The following is a 19,592-nucleotide window of genomic DNA, read 5'->3' as shown; positions in this document are numbered from 1 at the left end:
GCGCGTGGCGGCGCCGGTTGCGCCGCCAAGCCTGCGCCTCAGGCCGTTCCGGTGCAAAGCCGCACGGCGTCGGCCAGCGTCCGGGGCGCCCGCCCCTCGGCATCGCGCCACAGCACATGGCCGTCGGGCCGCACCGCCACGGCCCCGTTCGGACCGATGCCCAGCAATTCGGCCGCATGCGGGCCGAAATCCACCCCCTCGGCCCCAAGGCGCCGCAGCACCACCGCAAAGCCGGCCCCTGCCGCCGCCTCGGCCACCCCTTGCCACTGGTCGCCCTGCGCAAACAGCGTGATCGCATCGGGCGCCACATGTCCCAGAGTCGAGGCCGCAAAACTGCCATCGGGCGAGCTGAAGGGCAGGCGCGCGCCGGGATGCGCATCGGGCCGGTATTCCGTCGTCGCCGATGACGGCGGGGCCGAGCCGTCGGCCACCACAACCCCTTCGGCATAGGCAAAGCCCAGGTCGATCCCGGCCCCTTGCGCGAAATGCTCGGCCTGATCGTCCACCGCGGCCTGCACCGCCGCGCGCCTGACTGTCGCCGCGGCGCTGTCCCCGTCGATGCCAAGCGTCGCGCCGTCGTGAATGCGGATCGGCCCCTTGCCGGCATCGGGCGCGATGGGGGCCAGCGTGGGCACGCCAAGCGCTTCGTCGATGGCGGCCATCTTCATCAGGTTCCTGACGCTCTGGTCGGTGTTGCGCTGCGCGATGGGGCGGCGTTCCTGCTGGTAGCTGTCCAGCAGCGCGGGCGCCGCCCGGCCGGACATCACCGCATCCAGTTTCCAGACCAGGTTATGCGCGTCCTGAACGCCGGTATTCATCCCCAGCCCGCCCGTGGGCGGAAAGCGGTGGCAGGCATCCCCGGCCAGCAGCACATGGCCCTCGCGATAGCGGTTGGCGACCTGCGCGCTCATGTTCCAGCTGCTGACGGCGTCCAGGTCGACCTGCACGTCAAAGGTGCCGATGGCCTTGTTGATGATCGCGGTCGCGTCCTCGTCGGTGAATTCCTCGACCTTTGCGTCGCCGATGGGGACCAGCATCGCCCAGCTGCGGCCGATCTCGTCAAAGCTGATGAACACGCCGCGGACCTCGGGCCCGCCGATCCAGTAAAGCAGCGCCCGCCGCCCTTTGCGAAGATGGTCGAAATCGGCATGGAAATAGATCGTCATGAAGCGCGCGATCGAGGGCGGCCCCTCCATCTCGATGCCCACGGACCGCCGCACCGTGCTGCCAGCGCCGTCGCAGCCCAACAGCCAGTCGCAGTCCAGCACCTGCGTGGCGCCGTCGGTCTCGACCGTGACCTCGGCGCCGGTTGCGGTATTGCGGACATCCGTCACGCGATGGCCGAACCGGACCGAGCCGCCCAGCTCGATCAGCCGGTCGTGCAGGATCTGTTCCATATGCGTCTGGGCGATGTTCACGGAACGGAACCGGCTCAGCGGCGCGCGCGTATCCTGCGCAGCGCCCTGGATCGGCAGGACACCATATTCCCGCCCCGCCATGCTTTCGACCCAGACCACGCGGCTGCTCAGCGCCGTGGTGTCGCCCTCGGCCCAGATCCGTTCGCCCACGCCCATCTCGGCCATGATCTCCATCGTGCGGGTATTGGCGACATGGGCGGCGGGATAGCCCTTGAGACTGGGCCGCCGGTCCAGCACCACCGGATCATGGCCGCGCTGCCGCAGCAGGATGGCGGCTGAAAGCCCGGTGGGACCGGCGCCGACGATGACGATGCGGTTTGATGTGGCCATGATATATTGCTCCCCTTGATGACGATGCCTGAGCCGGCTTGGGCACGGCTGCGCGCCTCTCCTCTGGCTGGCAAAACTAGGCGAGGGAAGGCAGTATTTATCCCCAGATTTCTCTGCTGGCTTGCTGACATGCGGTATATTGCACCGCTGCGGGGCGTATTCCCGGCATATCGCGCCGTTCGTCCCCTGGCCGCGGGCCGGCATCCGGGCGGGACGGGGCCGGTTTCGGCCGCCTGGGTCGGGCTGAAAGCGGAATTTCCCGGCCCGCTGATTTCCCCATGGCCCTGCCATTGTGCTTTCGACGATTTTGCTGCCGAAGGGAGTGGTCGGCGCAGACCGGATCGGCGAGACATGGTCCCGACACAAGATGTAGCCATGGGTGTCTGGACCTGCCCCGCGGCGTTCCTCGTTCAAGGGGAACCCGCGGGGTCAGGATCGGCAGTCGGGTCGGGGCTGGAAATTCTTCGATGCTGAAAACGGATGTGACCGCATATCTCCTGCAAGGGCTGGGCCTGAATTCGGCCTCGTTCATCGTCACGGTTTACGGTGATGTGGTGGTGCCGCGCGGAGGGGTGTTGTGGACGGGAACCCTGATCGGGATCTGTGAGCGGGTCGGGCTGAATGAATCGCTGGTGCGCACCGCCGTTTCGCGGCTGGTCGCGGCGCAGCGCCTGCGGGGCGAGCGGGCGGGGCGGCGCAGCTATTACCGGCTGGACGCCTCGGCCCGGCGCGAGTTCGACCAGGCGGCGGCGCTGCTTTTCGCCCCCGATATTGCCCCTCGGGGCTGGCAGATCCTGCATGTTCCCGGCCTGACCGCCGAAAAGGCGCGCCAGATGCGCATGGGCCATATGGGGGGGCAGGTCTTTCTGCGCCCCGACCGCGGCCAGCCGCCCCCCGATGGCGCGCTGGTCTTTCACGCCGCCGATCCGGCCGCCCCCGCGGAACTGGCGCAGTTCTGGGATCTCTCGGCGCTACAGGCGGGTTACCGGGCGGTGATCGCGCGCTTCGCCCCGCTTGAAAGCCTGCGCTGCGAGGCATTGTCGGATGGCGATGCGCTGGTGGCGCGGCTGCTGCTGGTCGATGTTTATCGCAACGTGGTGCTGCGCGACCCGCGCCTGCCGCAGGCGGTGCTGCCGTCGGACTGGCAGGGCCATGCCGCGCGGGCGCTGTTCCGCCGGCTCTATCGCCGCCTTTCTCCCGCCGCCGAGCGTCACGTCGCCGCCCGGTTCGAGGGGGTGGACGGCCGCCTTCCGGCAACAACCCCTGAAAGCGAGGCGCGGCTGGCCGGACTCGGCTAGCGGCAGCGCCTTGATTTACAACGATTGTTTTCGCGGATCACAAAACATTACGCCGAATCATGGATTTTCCCTTTTCATGTGACACGTCGCGACGTATAAGTTGACCAATCGGTCGGCGAATTGGGAGAATCGCCGTCTGTCAGCGAACTGGATGAAAGGGGATCGGATGCGCGAGGCATTCATCTGCGATGCGGTCAGAACGCCGGTCGGGCGTTATGGCGGGGCGCTGGCCCAGGTCCGTGCCGACGATCTGGCCGCGCTGCCGCTCAGGGCGCTGATGCAGCGCAATCCGCACGTGGACTGGGCGGATGTCGATGATCTGATCTTCGGCTGCGCCAACCAGGCGGGCGAGGACAACCGCAACGTCGGCCGCATGGCGGTGCTGCTGGCGGGAATGCCGGTGGAGGTTCCGGGCACGACGGTGAACCGGCTGTGCGGATCGGGGATGGATGCGGTCGGTATGGCGGCGCGCGCGATCAAGGCGGGCGATTGCGATTTTGTCATCGCCGGCGGGGTCGAAAGCATGACCCGCGCCCCCTTTGTGATGCCCAAGGCCGAAAGCGCCTTTTCCCGCGCCAACGCGGTCCATGACACCACCATCGGCTGGCGGTTCGTGAACCCGGCGCTGCAAAGCCGGTTCGGCGTCGATTCCATGCCGCAGACCGCCGACAATGTGGCGGCCGACTTTGGCATCAGCCGCGCCGACCAGGATGCTTTTGCCGCCCGCAGCCAGGCCCGGTGGGAGGCTTCGCAGAAGGCCGGCGTTTTCGCCGCCGAGATCGTTCCGGTGACGATCCCGCAGAAGAAGGGCGATCCCATCGTCTTTGCGGTCGATGAACACCCGCGCCCCGGCACCACGTCCGAAACGCTGTCGCGGCTCAGGGGCGTGAATGGGCCGGAGCTTTCGGTGACGGCCGGCAATGCCTCGGGCGTCAATGACGGGGCGGCGGCGTTGGCGATCCTGTCGGGCGAAGCGGCCGAAGCCCAGGGTCTGACCCCGAAAGCCCGCATCGTCGCCATGGCGGCGGCGGGGGTCGAGCCGCGGATCATGGGCATCGGCCCTGCCCCTGCGGCCAGAAAGGTGCTGGCCCGCGCCGGTCTGAGCATCGGCCAGATGGACGTGATCGAGTTGAACGAGGCTTTCGCCAGCCAGGCGCTGGCCACTCTGCGCGACCTCGGCCTGCCCGACGACGCAGCGCATGTGAACCCCAATGGCGGCGCGATCGCCATCGGCCATCCGCTGGGCATGTCGGGGGCCCGGCTTGTCACCACGGCGATGTATCAGCTTCACCGCTCGGGCGGGCGCTATGCGCTTTGCACCATGTGCATCGGGGTGGGGCAGGGCATCGCGATCATCATCGAACGCGTCTGAAACGGGGGGATTCAGCCATGTATGCACAGATTGTCAAATCCGAAGGCGCGAAATCGCGCGACGAGATGTCGCCCGAGGAAATCGCCTTTCAGGAACGCATCGACCGCGGCGAAAAGATCGAGCCCAAGGAATGGATGCCCGAGGGCTATCGCAAGACGCTGGTGCGCCAGATCGGCCAGCACGCCCATTCAGAAATCGTCGGCCAGCTGCCCGAAGGCAACTGGATCACCCGCGCCCCCACGCTTGAACGCAAGGCGATCCTGCTGGCCAAGGTGCAGGACGAGGCGGGCCACGGGCTTTACCTCTATTCGGCCGCCGAGACGCTGGGGGTCAGCCGCGACGAGCTGCTGGAACGGCTGCACAGCGGCAACATGAAATATTCGTCGATCTTTAACTATCCGACGCTGAACTGGGCCGACATGGGCGCGGTCGGCTGGCTGGTCGACGGCGCGGCGATCATGAACCAGGTGCCGCTGCAACGCACCAGCTACGGCCCCTATTCCCGCGCGATGATCCGCATCTGCAAGGAAGAAAGCTTTCACCAGCGGCAGGGCTACGACATCATGATGAAGATGTGCGCCGGCACGCCCGAGCAGAAAGCGATGGCGCAGGATGCGCTCAACCGCTTCTGGTATCCGTCGCTGATGATGTTCGGGCCGTCCGACAAGGATTCGGTGCATTCGGCGCAGTCGATGGCCTGGAAGATCAAGATCAACACCAATGACGAGCTGCGGCAGAAATTCGTCGATCAGACGGTGCCGCAGGCGCAGTATCTGGGCCTGACCATCCCCGACGAGAACCTGGCCTGGAACGAGGAAAAGGGCGGCTGGGATTTCAGCGAACCCGACTGGTCGGAATTCTTCGAGGTCATCGCCGGCAACGGGCCGTGCAACGCCGAACGCCTTGGCGCAAGGGTCAAGGCCTGGGACGACGGCGCATGGTTCCGCGAGGGGCTGATGGCACATGCCGAAAAGGCCGAGGCCGCCCGCCGCGCGGCCGTGGTCGCCGCCGAGTAATCAACGCGCGCGCGCCCCGGTTCGCGAACGCCGGGCGCCGCGCCCCCGCACATCCAGCTTTCGAGGGAGGAGGCAAAACATGTCCAGCGAATGGCCCCTTTGGGAAATCTTCATCCGCGGCCAGCACGGCCTGAACCACCGCCATGTCGGATCGCTCCACGCGCCCGACGCGGAAATGGCGATCCGCAACGCACGGGATGTCTACACCCGCCGCAACGAGGGTGTTTCCATCTGGGTGGTGCGCTCGAACGACATCACGGCCTCGTCGCCCAGCGAAAAGGGGCCGCTGTTCGAGCCGTCGAACAGCAAGGTCTATCGCCACCCCACCTTCTTCGACATCCCCGAAGAAATCGGGCATATGTGATGGGGGCGGCGGTGGAAACGGTCGACCGGACCGCGTTTGTCGACTGGCTGCAACGGATCGGCGACAGCGCCCTGATCCTTGGCCATCGGGTTTCGGAATGGTGCGGGCATTCCCCCGCGCTGGAAGAAGACATTGCGCTGGCCAACCAGGCGCTTGACCTGATCGGCCAGTGCCAGCTGTGGCTGGGCCTTGCCGCCGAGGTCGAGGGCAAGGGCCGGACCGCCGACCAGATGGCCTATCTGCGCGACGTGGCGGCTTTTCGCAACGCCCTGCTGGTGGAACGCCCGAACGGCGATTTCGGCCAGACCTTGATGCGGCAGTTCCTGTTCGACGCCTGGCATATCGAGCTGCTGCGCGCGCTGCGAAGCTCTTTGGATCCGCGCGTGGCCGAAATCGCGGCCAAGGCGGAAAAAGAAGTGGCCTATCACCTGGAACGCTCGGCGGAACTGGTGATCCGTCTGGGCGACGGCACCGCCGAAAGCCATGAGCGGATGGAAAGGGCGCTGGCGCTGCTCTTTCCCTATACGGGCGAGCTGTTCATGGACGACGACGTTGATCGGGCCGTGGCGGCGGCGGGGATCGGCCCCTTGCCCTCGTCCCTGAAACCCGCGTGGGAACAGACGGTGCGCGCGGTTCTGGCCGAGGCGACGCTGACCTGGCCGGGCGAGGTCTATCAGCACAAGGGCGGCAAGAAAGGCGTTCATTCCGAATACCTTGGCTATATTCTTGCCGAAATGCAGTTCCTGCAACGCGCCTATCCCGGCGCGACCTGGTAGCGCGATGAACAGCACGGCCAAACCCGACGTGGATCAGGTGTGGCGCTGGTTGTCCGAGGTGCCCGACCCCGAGATTCCGGTGATCTCGCTCACCGACCTGGGGATCGTGCGCGACGTGGAATGGCAGGACGACACGCTGGTCGTCACCGTCACGCCGACCTACTCGGGCTGTCCGGCGACCACGATCATCAACCTGGACATTGAAACCGCCCTGCGCGCGCGGGGGGTGGAAAAGCTGCGGCTGGACCGCCGCCTGTCGCCGCCCTGGACAACCGACTGGCTGACCAGCGAGGGCCGCGAGAAGCTGCGCGCCTATGGCATCGCCCCGCCCGTCGACGGCACCGCGGCCGACGGGCGGCTGCTGGGACGGATCTCGCGGCTCGCGGGTGGATCGAACCTGGTGATCGCCTGCCCGCGCTGCAACTCGACCGCCACGGAAAAGATCAGCCAGTTCGGCTCGACCCCGTGCAAGGCGAGCTATCGCTGCAAGGACTGTCTGGAACCCTTCGACTATTTCAAGTGCATCTGAGGATGCCGTTTCACGAGGAACGACCCAAATGGCACGCTTCCATCCGCTGAAAGTCACAGATGTGCGCCGTGAGACGCGGGACGCCGTGGTGGTGACACTGGCGCCGCGCGACGAGGACCGGGCGCTTTTCGATTTTACCCAGGGGCAATATCTGACCTTTCGCCGCCTGTTCGACGGCGAAGAATTGCGCCGCAGCTATTCGATCTGTGCCGGGCGCGGCGAGGGCTGCCTGAAGGTCGGCATCAAGCGCGTCGATGGCGGGGCGTTCTCGACCTGGGCGAACGAGAACCTTGCCCCCGGCGACGAGATCGAGGCGATGCCGCCGATGGGCAAGTTCTTTACCCCCATCCAGCCCGACGCCAGCAGGCAGTATCTGGGATTCGCCGGCGGGTCGGGGATCACGCCGCTTTTGTCGATCATCAAGACCGTGCTCGAGGACGAGCCCAGGTCGCGATTTACGCTGGTCTACGCCAACCGCACCATCAGCAGCATCATGTTCCGCGAGGAACTTGAGGATCTGAAGAATTATTTTCTGGGCCGCTTCTCGGTCATCCATGTGCTTGAGCAGGAAGGGCAAGAGATCGACCTGTTCACCGGCCGGATCGACGCGGAAAAGATGAAGGGGCTGTTCCAGCACTGGCTGGATCCGAAAGGGATCGACACCGCCTTTATCTGCGGGCCGGAACCGATGATGCTGGCCATCGCCGGCAGCTTGCGCGACCACGGCCTGTCCGACGCGCAGATCAAGTTCGAGCTGTTCGCCAGCGGCCAGCCGGGCCGGGCAAGGGCGAAAGCGGTGTCGAAAGCGGCCGTGGCGACCGGCGCGGGCGTGCAGGCGACGGTGACGCTGGACGGCGCCACCCGCAGCTTCGAGATGCCCCGCGACGGCCAGACGATCCTCGAGGCCGCCATCGCCGCGCAGATGGACGCGCCCTATTCCTGCAAGGCCGGGGTCTGTTCCACCTGCCGCTGCAAGGTGCTGGAGGGCGAGGTCGAGATGGCCGTCAACCACGCGCTTGAGGATTACGAGGTGCGGGCGGGCTATGTGCTGTCCTGCCAGGCGACCCCGATCAGCGACCGCGTGGTCGTGACCTATGACGAGTGAGGACGCGATGACCGACTCCACTTCCGACACGATGAACATCGAGGACTATCTTGCGCAGGGCGGCGTGCTGACCGCGCCCGGCAACGTCCCCGCCCGCTATCGGGGCGAGCTGATGCGGATGATGTCCTCTTTCGTTGACAGCGAACTGGCGGCCTCGGCCGGGTTTGCGGGGTCGATCAATTTCGCCCCCGGCATCAAGGAACGTATCGCCGCCAGCCGGATCACGCTGGAAAAGGCCGATCATGCCGAGCGGGTGCTGGGCGTGATGGAAAGCTTCGGCACCGATGCGAAACGCTATCAGGCGCAGCACGACTGGGCCGCGCGCGTTGACCGCGACGCCGATCTGGGCGCGGCGCGGCAGGCGGGCGACATGCGGCTGTCGGTGTTTCACTATCCCATCACCGGCTGGGCCGATGCGGTGGCGATGAACGTGCTGCAAGGCATCGCCACCGGGGTGCAGATGACCGAACTGACCCGGGTCTCTTACGGTCCGCTGGCCGAGGTGCTGCGCGAGATCGCCCCGCGCGAGGCGCGCCATGCCGAGCTGGGGCTTGAGGGGCTGGGGCGGGTGGACCGCGACGAGGCCCGCGCCGCGCTGGCCTATTGGCACCCGCGGGTGGCCGCGGGCTTTGGCGTCGCGGGGTCGGCGCGCTTCGACACCCTGCGCCGGTTCGGGCTGCGCCACACCCCCAACGAGCAGCTGCTCGCCCGGTGGGAATCGCTGGTGGCCGAACATCTGGCCGCGCTTGGTCTTTGACCCATGGCGCGGGCGCCGGCCCGCGCCGTCAATCTGAACGAATTTGAGGAAATGCCCATGAACGCCCCGGTCCGCACTCCGCGCCGTCTTGAAAGCTATGTCTGCGGTGCGTGGACGCCCGGCCAGAACGAAGGCCCCGCCTTGCTGGATGCGGCGACTGGCGCACCGGTGGCCTTTATCGATTCCTCTGGCCTCGATTTTGCCGATATATTGGAACATGGCCGCAAGGTGGCCGGGCCAAAGCTGCGGGACATGTCGTTCCACGACCGCGCCGGAATGCTCAAGGCGCTGGGCCTGGCGCTGATGGCCCGGAAGGAAGAATTCTACACCGAAAGCTTTCGCACCGGCGCCACCCGCGCCGACGGCTGGGTGGACATCGAAGGCGGCATCGGCACCATGCTGACCTTTGCGTCGAAGGGGCGGCGGGAACTGCCCAACACCCGCGTCCTGACCGAAGGCGACATCGAGGTGCTGTCGCAGGACGGCAGCTTTCTTGCCCAGCATATTCTTACGCCGCTGCACGGGGTGGCGGTGCATATCAACGCCTTCAACTTTCCGGTGTGGGGGATGCTGGAAAAGATCGCCCCCACCCTGCTGGCCGGCGTGCCCTGCGTGGTCAAGCCCGCCAGCCAGACCGCCTATCTGACGGAGCTGGTGGTGCGCCGCATCATCGAGACGGGCATCCTGCCCGAGGGCGCGTTGCAACTGATCTGCGGATCGGTCGGCGATCTTCTGGACCATGTGACCGGGCAGGACGCGGTCACCTTTACGGGGTCGGCCGGGGTCGGGCGCAAGCTGAAATCGCACCCGGCCATCGTCACGAATTCGACCCGCTTCACCATGGAGGCCGACAGCCTGAACGCCTCGATCCTTGGTTCCGACGCGGTGGCGGGAACGCCCGAGTTCGACCTGTTCGTCAAGGAAGTCGCGCGCGAGATGACCAGCAAGGCCGGGCAGAAATGCACCGCCATCCGTCGCATCATCGCCCCCCGCGCGCAGGTTCAGGCCCTGGTCGAGGCGCTGCGCGACCGGCTGGGCAACACCGCGCTGGGCCTGCCCGCGGCCGAGGGCACCCGGATGGGGCCGCTTGCGTCGCTGGACCAGCGCCAAGAAGTGCGCGAGCGGATCCGCGACCTGCAAACCGTGGCCGAGATCGTCGCCGGCAACCCCGACGAGGTGCGCGTCAGCTCGGGCGACGGCGCGGCGGGCGCGTTCCTGAACCCGGTGCTGCTTTACGCGGACAAGCCCTTTGCGGCGGATGCGGTGCATGAGGTCGAGGCGTTCGGCCCGGTTTCCACGCTGCTTCCCTATGACAGCCTGGCCGAGGCGGTGGAGCTGGCCCGCATGGGCAAGGGGTCGCTGGTGGCCTCGGTCTTTACCGACGACAAGGCGGTGGCCGAACAGGTGGTGCTGGGCGCCGCGCCCTGGCACGGCCGGGTGCTGATCGGCAACCGGCTGACGGCGAAAACCTCGACCGGCCACGGCTCGCCGCTGGCCGGGCTGATCCACGGCGGCCCCGGACGCGCGGGCGGCGGCGAAGAGATGGGCGGCATCCGCGGCGTCAAGCATTTCATGCAGCGCACCGCCGTCCAGGGCGCGCCGCGGCTGCTGTCGGCGGTCACCGGCCGCTGGATCGAGGGGGCAGAGGTTCAGCACGGCGTCCACCCCTTCCGCAAATCCCTGGCCGAGTTGACGATCGGCGACCAGCTGATCACCGCCGCGCGCAAGGTGACGCTGGAAGATGTCGAGCATTTCGCACATTTCACCGGCGACACGTTCTACGCCCATATGGACGAAGCGGCGGCCAAGGCGAATCCGTTCTTCGACGACCGGGTGGCGCATGGCTATCTGGTCGCCTCGTTCGCCGCCGGCCTGTTCGTCGAGCCGAACCCCGGCCCGGTGCTGGCCAACTACGGGGTGGATAATCTGCGCTTTCTTACCCCGGTCTATTTCGGCGACAGCTTGCAGGTGCGGCTGACCTGCAAAGAGATCAACCCGCGCGCCAATGCCGACCATGGCGAGGTCCGCTGGGATTGTCAGGTCACCAACCAGAACGGCGCGGTGGTGGCGCAATACGACGTGCTGACCATGGTCGCCAAACAGTGGCCGGCGGCGGCCTGACGTCCAACGGGCCTGCATGAATGAACCCCGGGGCAAGCGTAACGCGCCTGCCCCGGTTCAGTCCGTGGCAGAGGTTTTCCGAAAGGATGGGCGAGCTGCGCGGCGGCCGTCGCGGTGGTGTCCACGGTCCGGGCTAATCCGGCGGCAGGCGGGCAGGGGGGCAGGGGGCAGTCAAAAGGCGGGCGGCAGGTGTTCCCGCCGCCCGCCCCAAAGCCTGCGCCTTGCCCTATGCGTTACGGGGCCGGGCGTTTGCGGGTGGCGAACATGGGACCGCCGCGCCAGCGTGGAAAGCCGTAGCCGTGGATTTTCACAAGGTCGATGTCAGAACCCTGACGGGCGATGCCCTGATTCAGGATCGCGTCGCCCTCGGCCGCCATTTCGCCCACCAGCTGGCTGGCGATGGCCGCGCGATCCATCGGCGCGGCGGCCTGGACATGACCGGCCAGCAGCCTTGCGACCATGCTAGAGGGCTGCGGCCGGCGTTCGCCCGGGGCATAGTCATACCAGCCGCCGCCGGTCTTTTGCCCCTTGCGGCCCGCCCGCACCAGAATATCGCCCAGCGTTTCCGGCAGCTGCCGACCCGCGGCCCGCGCGCCTTCGCGTTGCAGGAATGCAATATCCAGCCCGCCCAGATCCTGCGCCTCGAACGGTCCCATGGCAAAGCCGTATTCGCGCGCCGCCGCGTCGATCTCGGCGATGGCGACGCCTTGGCGGACCAGTGCCTCGGCGGCGGCGCGATAGCGTTTCAGGATGCGGTTGCCGATGAAACCTTCGCAGATGCCGGCCTGCACCGGGATCTTGCCCAGGATGCGGCCAAGGGCGAACCCCGTCGCCAGCGTTTCCGGGGTGGTGTCGGGGGTGGGGATGATTTCCAGCAGTTTCATCACATTGGCCGGGCTGAAGAAATGCAGCCCGATAAAGCGGCCGGGGTTCGGCAGCCCCTCGGCGATCAGCCGCGGGTCAAGGTAAGAGGTGTTCGTCGCCAGCACCGCGTCGGGGCGGCAGGTCCGGCCCAGCTCGGCAAAGACCGCGCGTTTCACGCCGATTTCCTCGAAAACCGCCTCGATCACCAGATCGGTGTCGGCCAGCGCGGCGTAATCGGTCGTGGCCGTGACCCCCGCCATCCGCGCCGCGGCCTGATCCTCGGTCAGCTTGCCGCGTTTGACCCCGCCGTCAAGGATCGCTTGCAGGTTGGCAAGGCCACGCGCCACCGCCTCGGCGTCGCGTTCGATCAACACCACGGGCAGGCCCGCGTCGCGCAGGGCGGCGGCGATGCCCGCGCCCATGGTCCCGCCCCCGACCACGCCCGCGCGATGCAACGGCAGCGCAGCGGCATCCTTGAGATGGGCGGGCCTGAGGGCCGCGCGCTCGGCAAAAAAGACATGCCGCAGCGCTGCCGCCTGTTCCGAGCCGCGCAGCTCTAGAAAAGTCGCCCGCTCATGTGCCAGCGCCTCGGCGAAAGATGCCTCGGCGGCCATTTTCAGGCAGGCCAGCGCGCGCAGGGGGGCGGCCGCGCCCTTTGAACGCCGGGCGACAGCGGCTTCCTGTTCGGCCCAGAAAGCCGCGTCCACCGGGGCGATCGCGCGCTGCGACACCGGCGGCGGCAGCGGCCGGGCCAGCGCCTGACGGGCAAAGGCCAGCGCCTCGGCCCGCAGATCGCCGCTGACCACGGCGTCGATCAGGCCCATGGCCCGCGCCCGCGCGGCCTTTACCGGACGGCCCGTCGTTACCAGCTCGACCGCCGCCGCAACCCCGGCCAGCCGCGGGGTGCGCACCGTGCCCGAGGCGCCGGGAACGATGCCCAGGTTCACCTCGGGCAGCCCGACCGAGGCCGCCTGATCCGCCACGCGAAAGCGGCAGCCCATGGCGATTTCAAAGCCGCCGCCCAGGGCCGAGCCGTGGATCGCGGCAATCCACGGCTTTGCCGCAGCCTCGATCCGGTCGACCAGCTCGGGCAGATGCGGCTCTACCGGCGGCTTGCCGAATTCGCTGACATCCGCCCCGGCGATGAAGGTGCGTCCCGCGCACAGCAACACCACCGCGCGCACGGCGGGGTCGGCGTCCAGCGCGGCCACCGCATCCCACAACGCCTGACGCAAAGCCTGCCCCAGCGCGTTCACCGGCGGGTTGTCGATGGTGACGGTGGCGATGTCCCCGTGGCGTGCGATGCTTGCTGTCATGTCAGATTCCCAGATAGGCGGCGCGGATGCGCGGATCGGCGATAAGTTCAGAGGCGTCGCCCTGCATGGTGATGCAGCCGGTTTCCATCACATAGCCGCGGTCGGCGATCTTGAGCGCGCCAAAGGCATTCTGCTCGACCAGCAGCACGGTCACGCCCAGCGCCTTGAGCCCGCTTACCACGTCGAAGATCTGCGCGACGATGATCGGCGCCAGACCCATCGAGGGCTCGTCGAGTAGCAGGCACGAGGGCCGCCCCATCAGCGCCCGCGCCATGGCCAGCATCTGCTGCTGCCCGCCGGACAGCCCCCCGGCCGCCAGATTGCGCTTTTGCTTCAGCACCGGGAACATCTGGAACGCGTCGTCCATGTCCTTTTCGACCCGCGCATCGCTGAACAGAAAGGCACCGAGCCGCAGGTTTTCCTCGACCGACAGGTTGGTAAAGATCTGCCGCCCCTCGGGCGAATGGGCCAGCCCGCGGCGCAGGCGCCGGTAGGCGGGAACCGGGGTCAGCGTCTCGCCCCGAAACGTGATCGCGCCGCCGGTGACCGGCTGCACCCCCGACAGGCAGCGCAGCAGCGTGGTCTTGCCCGCGCCATTCGCCCCGACCACCGTGACGATCTCGCCCGAATCGACGCGCAGGTCGATGCCGTGCAGCACCTCGATACGCCCATAGCGCGAACGCAGTCCCTCGATCGTCAGCATGTCACGGCCTCCGGTTCCTCGGCCCCCAGATAGGCGGCAATCACCGCCGGGTTCTGGCTGACCGTCGCCGGCTCGCCCTCGGCGATCTTTTCGCCGTGGTCCAGAACCACGATATGGCTGGAAATCCGCATGACCATCTTCATGTCATGCTCGACCAGCAGTATGGCCACGCCCGAGGCCGCGACCTCGGCGATCAGCAGGTCGATTTCTTCGGTTTCCACGGCGTTGCAGCCGGCGGCGGGTTCGTCCAGCAGCAGGATCTTGGGGTTCAGCGCCAGCGCCCGCGCGATTTCCAGCCGTTTGAGCGAACCGTAGGACAGGTTCCCCGCCTCGCGTTCGGCCGCGCGCTCAAGCCCCACGCGGGCCAGCAGCTTGCGCGCGCCTTCGTCCGAGGCCCGCGCCCGCCTGCGCGACGACGCCAGCCCCAGCAGATCCGCCAGCACCGGCCCGCGTTCCGCAAGGTGATAGCCGGTGACGGCGTTTTCCAGCACGGTCATCGACTGAAAGATTTGCAGGTTCTGGAACGTCCTGCTCATCCCCCGCTGCGCCAGAAGATGCGGCTCGATGCCGGTCACATCCTCGCCCGCAAGCCTCACCTTGCCCAGGCCGGGCTGGTAGATGCCCGAGATCATGTTGAACAGGGTGGTCTTGCCCGCCCCGTTCGGACCGATGACCGAGACGATCTCGCCCGGCTGCACGGTAAAGCTGACGTCATGCACGGCCTTGAGCCCGCCGAACGAGATTCCAAGCCCCTCGACCGAGAGAAGCGCCCGATTGCTGTCGCGTGTCATTCGCCCGTCCCCCTCAGCCTGCGCAGGATCGAGGGCAGCAGCCCCTCGCGCAGGAAGATCATCACCAGCATCATCACCAGGCCCAGCACGAGCTGCTCGTATTCGGCAAAGACGGTCAGCACCTGCGGCAAAAGCGTCAGGATCCCCGCGCCGAGTATCGCGCCCAGTATCGAGCCGACTCCGCCAAGGACGGCCATGGTCACCATCTCGATCGAATGCATGAACCCCGCCACATCCGGGGTGATGAACTTGTTCTGAAGCGCCAGCAGCGAGCCCGAGACCGAGGCATAGACCGCCGAGATGACGAATGCTTGCAGCTTCATCCGCGCCACGTCGACGCCCACCGTCCGCGCCGCGATCTCGGATCCGTGCAGCGCCCGCAGCGCGCGGCCGGTGGGGCTGTCATACAGGTTCAGCGCCAGCCACGCGCCCAGGATCAGGATCAGGCCGCAGAAGAAATACCAGAACTGGCCGTTGGTCATGTCCAGCCCCCAGCCCTTGAGGACGGCCCGCAGCCCCAGTTCGGGCACGTCGATTCCGTCCGGGCCGCGGGTCAGGTCGCGCTCGTTGTTGAGCACCATCGACACGAGAATGCCGAAGCCCAGCGTGGCCACGCCAAGGTAATACCCCTTGAGCCGCAGGATCGGCCGCCCCACCAGCCATGCCAGCACGGCGGAAATCGCCGCGCCCAGCACCACCGCCAGCGCCGGATGCAGCCCAAGGTGAACCGGCGCGAGGGCGCAGGCATAGGCGCCGATCCCCGCGAAACCGGCATGGCCAAGGCTGATCTGCCCCGCATAGCCGGTCAGGATCACGATGCCGGTCACGGCGATTCCGTTGACAAAGATCAGCGCGCCGACGCGGTAATAATACCCCGAAGGGAAGAAGAACGGGGTGACGGCGATCATGAGCGCCAGCACCAGCAGGGTCGCGGTTTTCGCGGAAAGTTTCATGGCGTCACACCCGATCCGTCGATTTGCGGCCGAAAAGACCCTGCGGCATGAAGAACAGCACCAGCAGGATCATGATGAACGCCGCTGCGTCCTTGTATTGCGAGGACAGATAGCCCGCCGTCATCGCCTCGATCAGGCCGATGGCAAAGCCGCCCACCAGTGCGCCCTTTGGGTTGCCCATGCCGCCCAGCATCGCGCCGGCAAAACCCTTGAGCGCAAAGCCGATGCCGACGCCATAGGATGTCAGCGTGATCGGCGTGGCCAACACCCCCGCCAGCGCGCCGATCCCGGCGGAAAGCGCAAAGGAAAGCGTCATCACGAAATTGGTGTTGATGCCCACCAGCTGCGCGGCCAGCCGGTTGTTCGAGGTCGCCAGCACCGCCCGGCCCAGCAGCGTGCGGGTGAAAAACACCCACAGCCCGACGAATGTCGCCAGTGCGCCGCCGATCACCCACAGGCTTTGCGGCAGGATGGTCGCGCCCCCGATCCGGATCGGATCGTCGCCCGAGAACGCCGGAAAGCTGTGGATCTGCTTGTCGAACACAAGCTGCGCCGCGCCCTGGATGAAGATCGAGGCGCCGATGGTGATGATGATCAGCGAAACCACCGGCGCGCCGCGTGCGGGTTCGATCGCCAGCTTGTTCATCGCCACGCCAAGCGCCGCGGTCGCCGCGATCGCGATCAGCGCGGCCAGCGGCAGCGGCAGGCCCGCGGCATGGGCGAACCAGGTGATCATGCCGCCCAGCATGACGAATTCGCCCTGGGCGAAATTCACCACGTCGGATGCGTTGTAAATGATGGTGAAGCCAAGGGCGACCAGCGCGTAGACCGCGCCGACCGTCACCCCCGAAAACAGAAATTGCAGAAGTTCCGACATGGGGCCTCCGGGCGCAGGATGCGGGACTTTAACGGATGCGGACGGCGGGTGCGGCCGCGAACGGCCCCCGCCACCGGACAGGGGCCGCAGCCGGGATCATTCGGCCAGCGTCCACTTGCCGCCGCTGATCTCGAGCATGCGAAAGGCCGACAGATCCAGCCCAAGGTGATCGGTGGCGGTAAAGCTGTAGATGCCGGTGGTGCCGGCCAGCCCCGTGGTCGCCTCGATCGCGTCGCGGATCGCCGCTGGCTCGGCCGTCCCGGCGCGGGCGATGGCGTCGGTCAGGATCATGAAGGCGTCATGGGCATAGCCCCCGAACGTGCCGACCGGGGTGCCGGTCTTGCCCTCGAACGCGGCCTTGTAGGCGGTGACGACCGGCTTTTGCGCATCGTCATCGGCCAGCAGATCCGCGACCAGCAGCGCGGTGCCCGGCAGGCGCACGCCCTCGGCCGCATCCGCGCCCGCCAGTTCGATGAACCCGTCCGAGGCCACCCCGTGCGACTGATAGAACGGCAGGCCGATGTCGAGCTGGCGATAGTTGCGCGTCACGATGGACGGGCCCTGGCCAAAGCCGGGGTTCAGCACCGCCTGCACGCCGGCGGTGTTCCTGATCTTGGTCAGCTGCGCCGTCATGTCGGCGTCTTTCGGGTCATAGGTTTCGTCGGCAACGATCTGGATGCCGAAATCGCCCGCCACGTCCTTGCACTGCGCCTGCATCGAGGCGCCGAACCCGTCGGTGCCCGAGATCAGGCCGATCCCGGTAAAGCCCTGGCCCTGCATGTGCTCGAAGATCTTCTGGCAGGCCATGCGGTCGGTATGCGGGGTCTTGAAGGTGTGGCGCTTTACCGGGTCGATGATGTCGATGGCGCCGGCCAGCGAGATAAAGGGGATTTCGGCGTCCTCGGCCACCGCGAGGATCGACATCGAGGTGCCGGTGGTGGTGCCGCCGATGATCGCCACCACCTCGTCGTCCTCGACCAGGCGGGTGGCAAAGGTGCGGGCCTTGTTCGGATCGCCCGCGTCGTCATACAGAACCAGCGCAATGTTTTCGCCGCCGATGCCGCCGGCTGCGTTCAGCTGCTCAACCAGTATTTCCAGCGTCTTCGCCTCGGGGTCGCCCAGGAACGCGGCCGGTCCGGTGGCCGAGATGCTGGCGCCCAGCCTGATGTCGGCCAGCGCGGCCGTCGTCAGGCCCAGGCTGGCCGCAAGGCCAAGTGCAACGGGAATCAGGGTCTTTTTCATTCTTGCGTCTCCTCCCAGAAACTTTGGTGAAAATCGGTTCAGGCCGCCGCCGGCCGTCGCCACATCGCCCGGTGAAAGCGGGTGGCGACAAAGGCCGTGTCGGTCAGGCTGGCATTGCCGGCGGGATTGGCGCCGGTGACGTGGAAATCGCTGAAGGCAGCCGACTGGTTGACAAAGATATTGCCGGTCAGATTGACGGACAGATTCACCCCGGCCCGCGCAAAGGCCGCGACGGCGCGGGCAATGCGCGGCTCGTCCGTGTCGTAAAGCGCGGCCGTGATCGCGCCCTTGCGCGCGGCAAGGCTTGACGCCAGCGCAGTGCTTTCGTCGGCGTCGCGGGTGGCGACCACAAACGCCACCGGGCCGAAACACTCTGCCTCGGCCACCGGATCGCCGGCAGCGACGGCCAGCAGCAGGGGCGAGGCCGTGCGCCCCTGTCCCACCGGGGCAGAATCGCGGATCACCCGGCCAAGGCCGCGGGCGGTGTCGATGCGGGCCAGCGTCGCGGGGTTGGCGATGGCGCCGCAGATCCCGGCGGCGCGCGCGGGATCGGAAAGCAGGGCGTCGATGGCCGCGGCGATGCCGCCCGCCACCTCGTCAAAGCTCTGGCGGCCCTGATCGGTGTCGATCCCGTCGCGGGGAATGTAGATGTTCTGCGGCGCAGTGCACATCTGCCCTGAATAGAGCGACAGCGAAAAGGCCAGATTGGCGCACATGCCCGAGAAATCGTCGGTGGCGGCGATGGCGATGCTGTTGACCCCCGCCTCTTCGGTAAAGATCTGCGCCTGGGCGGCATTCCCGCGCAGCCAGTCGCCGAAGGCGTTCGAGCCGGTATAGTCGATCAGCTTTACCGCCGGATCGGTGGCAAGGGGCTTGGTGATCTCGGCCCCCGGTGCATCCACGGCCAGCAGCACCGCGTCGGCGGGCAGGCCGGCCTCGGCCAGCACCTCGCGCGCGACCCGCACGGTCAGCGCAAGCGGCAGAATGGCGGCAGGATGCGGCTTGACGATCACCGGGTTGCCGGTGGCGAGGCTGGCGAACAGGCCGGGATAGCTGTTCCAGGTCGGGAAGGTGTTGCAGCCGATGGTCAGCGCGATCCCCGCAGGCACCAGCGCCCAGCGTTTTTCCAGCACGATGGGCGCGGCCTTGCCTTGCGGCTTTTCCCAGCGGGCCTCGGTCGCGAATCGGGTCATTTCATTCCAGGCCATCGCCACGGCCTCGAGCCCGCGATCCTGGGCATGGGGACCGCCGGCCTGAAACGCCATGGCGAATGCCTGCCCGGTGGTGTGCATCGTGGCATGGCCCAGCAGAAAGCTGATCCGGTTCAGCCGGGTCAGGATCTCGATGCAGACCCCCACCCGCGCCTTGGGGCCGACATCAGCCAGCGCGGGCGCGGCAGCCGTGGCCGCGGCGATCAGGGCAGGGGCATCGGCCGCCGGATAGGCAATCCCCAGCGCCGGCCCGAAAGGCGAGATTTCGGCCCCCAGGCGGTGCGATTCGGGATGGCCCGGCAGGTCGAAGTTCCCGCCCTGCAAGGCGGCGAAAGCGGCCTGACCGTCTGCCTTTGCGGTCTCGCCATAGAATTTCCCGCTGGGAATCTCGGGGAAGGGGGTCCAGTAGCCGCGCGTATGCAGCGCCTGCACGGCCGTTTCCAGCATCGCCCGATGGCGGTCGAAAAATCCGGTCATGTCGCATCCTCCCGGCCGGTTCCCCACCGGCATGGCTTTATCATTGACCGGCCGGTCGGTTTATGCAACAGA

General features: G+C 67.2%; 17 protein-coding genes. 9 read left to right on the top strand and 8 right to left on the bottom strand.

Translation table 11 applies throughout. The features are described 5' to 3' along the window. Positions 1–38 precede the first annotated feature (38 nt). The gene (locus BLW83_RS10385; protein ID WP_177172545.1) at positions 39–1,748 is read right to left on the bottom strand and encodes an FAD-dependent monooxygenase; all 1,710 of its coding nucleotides are present in this window, start codon (positions 1,746–1,748) and stop codon (positions 39–41) included. A gap of 482 nt (positions 1,749–2,230) precedes the next feature. On the opposite strand from BLW83_RS10385, the gene BLW83_RS10380 reads away from it, so the two are divergent. The 9 genes from BLW83_RS10380 to paaZ all read left to right on the top strand — a co-directional run bounded on the left by BLW83_RS10380 (position 2,231) and on the right by paaZ (position 11,086). After that, complete coding sequence (locus tag BLW83_RS10380) at positions 2,231–3,046, top strand: PaaX family transcriptional regulator C-terminal domain-containing protein (protein ID WP_245728777.1); 816 nt, start codon at positions 2,231–2,233, stop codon at positions 3,044–3,046. Positions 3,047–3,212: 166 nt separating this feature from the next. Beyond that, positions 3,213–4,418: a 3-oxoadipyl-CoA thiolase gene (pcaF, locus tag BLW83_RS10375; protein WP_090848118.1), complete on the top strand. Its 1,206-nt coding sequence runs from the start codon at positions 3,213–3,215 to the stop codon at positions 4,416–4,418. Between the two features lie 17 nt (positions 4,419–4,435). Beyond that, positions 4,436–5,434: a 1,2-phenylacetyl-CoA epoxidase subunit PaaA gene (gene paaA, locus BLW83_RS10370; RefSeq protein WP_090848117.1), complete on the top strand. Its 999-nt coding sequence runs from the start codon at positions 4,436–4,438 to the stop codon at positions 5,432–5,434. Between the two features lie 79 nt (positions 5,435–5,513). Further along, complete coding sequence (paaB, locus tag BLW83_RS10365) at positions 5,514–5,798, top strand: 1,2-phenylacetyl-CoA epoxidase subunit PaaB (protein ID WP_090848116.1); 285 nt, start codon at positions 5,514–5,516, stop codon at positions 5,796–5,798. Positions 5,799–5,809: 11 nt separating this feature from the next. Next, positions 5,810–6,574, top strand: a complete 765-nt coding sequence (gene paaC, locus BLW83_RS10360; RefSeq protein WP_245728775.1) for a 1,2-phenylacetyl-CoA epoxidase subunit PaaC — start codon at positions 5,810–5,812, stop codon at positions 6,572–6,574. Positions 6,575–6,578: 4 nt separating this feature from the next. Then, on the top strand, positions 6,579–7,103 hold the full coding sequence (gene paaD / locus BLW83_RS10355) for a 1,2-phenylacetyl-CoA epoxidase subunit PaaD (protein ID WP_090848114.1): 525 nt from the start codon (positions 6,579–6,581) through the stop codon (positions 7,101–7,103). A 28-nt stretch (positions 7,104–7,131) separates the two neighbouring features. Beyond that, entirely contained in the window at positions 7,132–8,208 is a 1,077-nt protein-coding gene (locus BLW83_RS10350) for a 2Fe-2S iron-sulfur cluster-binding protein (protein WP_090848113.1), read from the top strand. Between the two features lie 7 nt (positions 8,209–8,215). Next, positions 8,216–8,965: a Phenylacetic acid catabolic protein gene (locus BLW83_RS10345; protein ID WP_090848112.1), complete on the top strand. Its 750-nt coding sequence runs from the start codon at positions 8,216–8,218 to the stop codon at positions 8,963–8,965. 57 nt (positions 8,966–9,022) lie between these two features. Then, complete coding sequence (gene paaZ, locus BLW83_RS10340) at positions 9,023–11,086, top strand: phenylacetic acid degradation bifunctional protein PaaZ (RefSeq protein WP_090848191.1); 2,064 nt, start codon at positions 9,023–9,025, stop codon at positions 11,084–11,086. Between the two features lie 233 nt (positions 11,087–11,319). Here the strand turns inward: paaZ and BLW83_RS10335 are convergent, their stop codons facing one another. The 7 genes from BLW83_RS10335 to paaN form a co-directional block, all read right to left on the bottom strand. Continuing rightward, positions 11,320–13,266, bottom strand: coding sequence for a 3-hydroxyacyl-CoA dehydrogenase NAD-binding domain-containing protein (locus BLW83_RS10335; protein WP_090848111.1), 1,947 nt, complete (start codon positions 13,264–13,266; stop codon positions 11,320–11,322). Position 13,267: 1 nt separating this feature from the next. Then, positions 13,268–13,969: an ABC transporter ATP-binding protein gene (locus BLW83_RS10330; RefSeq protein WP_090848110.1), complete on the bottom strand. Its 702-nt coding sequence runs from the start codon at positions 13,967–13,969 to the stop codon at positions 13,268–13,270. Next, positions 13,963–14,760, bottom strand: a complete 798-nt coding sequence (locus BLW83_RS10325; protein WP_090848109.1) for an ABC transporter ATP-binding protein — start codon at positions 14,758–14,760, stop codon at positions 13,963–13,965. Before BLW83_RS10325 ends, BLW83_RS10330 begins: the two co-directional genes overlap by 7 nt. Continuing rightward, positions 14,757–15,713 (bottom strand): branched-chain amino acid ABC transporter permease, encoded by a 957-nt coding sequence (locus BLW83_RS10320; protein ID WP_090848108.1) that lies wholly within the window; start codon positions 15,711–15,713, stop codon positions 14,757–14,759. Before BLW83_RS10320 ends, BLW83_RS10325 begins: the two co-directional genes overlap by 4 nt. A 4-nt stretch (positions 15,714–15,717) precedes the next feature. Then, on the bottom strand, positions 15,718–16,590 hold the full coding sequence (locus tag BLW83_RS10315) for a branched-chain amino acid ABC transporter permease (RefSeq protein WP_090848107.1): 873 nt from the start codon (positions 16,588–16,590) through the stop codon (positions 15,718–15,720). 96 nt (positions 16,591–16,686) lie between these two features. Then, the gene (locus BLW83_RS10310; protein ID WP_090848106.1) at positions 16,687–17,832 is read right to left on the bottom strand and encodes an ABC transporter substrate-binding protein; all 1,146 of its coding nucleotides are present in this window, start codon (positions 17,830–17,832) and stop codon (positions 16,687–16,689) included. 38 nt (positions 17,833–17,870) lie between these two features. After that, complete coding sequence (gene paaN / locus BLW83_RS10305) at positions 17,871–19,520, bottom strand: phenylacetic acid degradation protein PaaN (protein WP_090848190.1); 1,650 nt, start codon at positions 19,518–19,520, stop codon at positions 17,871–17,873. Between the last annotated feature and the right edge of the window lie 72 nt (positions 19,521–19,592).

The sequence above is a fragment of the Paracoccus alkenifer genome, assembly GCF_900108405.1.
Taxonomy (GTDB): Bacteria; Pseudomonadota; Alphaproteobacteria; order Rhodobacterales; family Rhodobacteraceae; genus Paracoccus; species Paracoccus alkenifer.
This window is presented reverse-complemented; position numbering and strand designations above follow the sequence as displayed.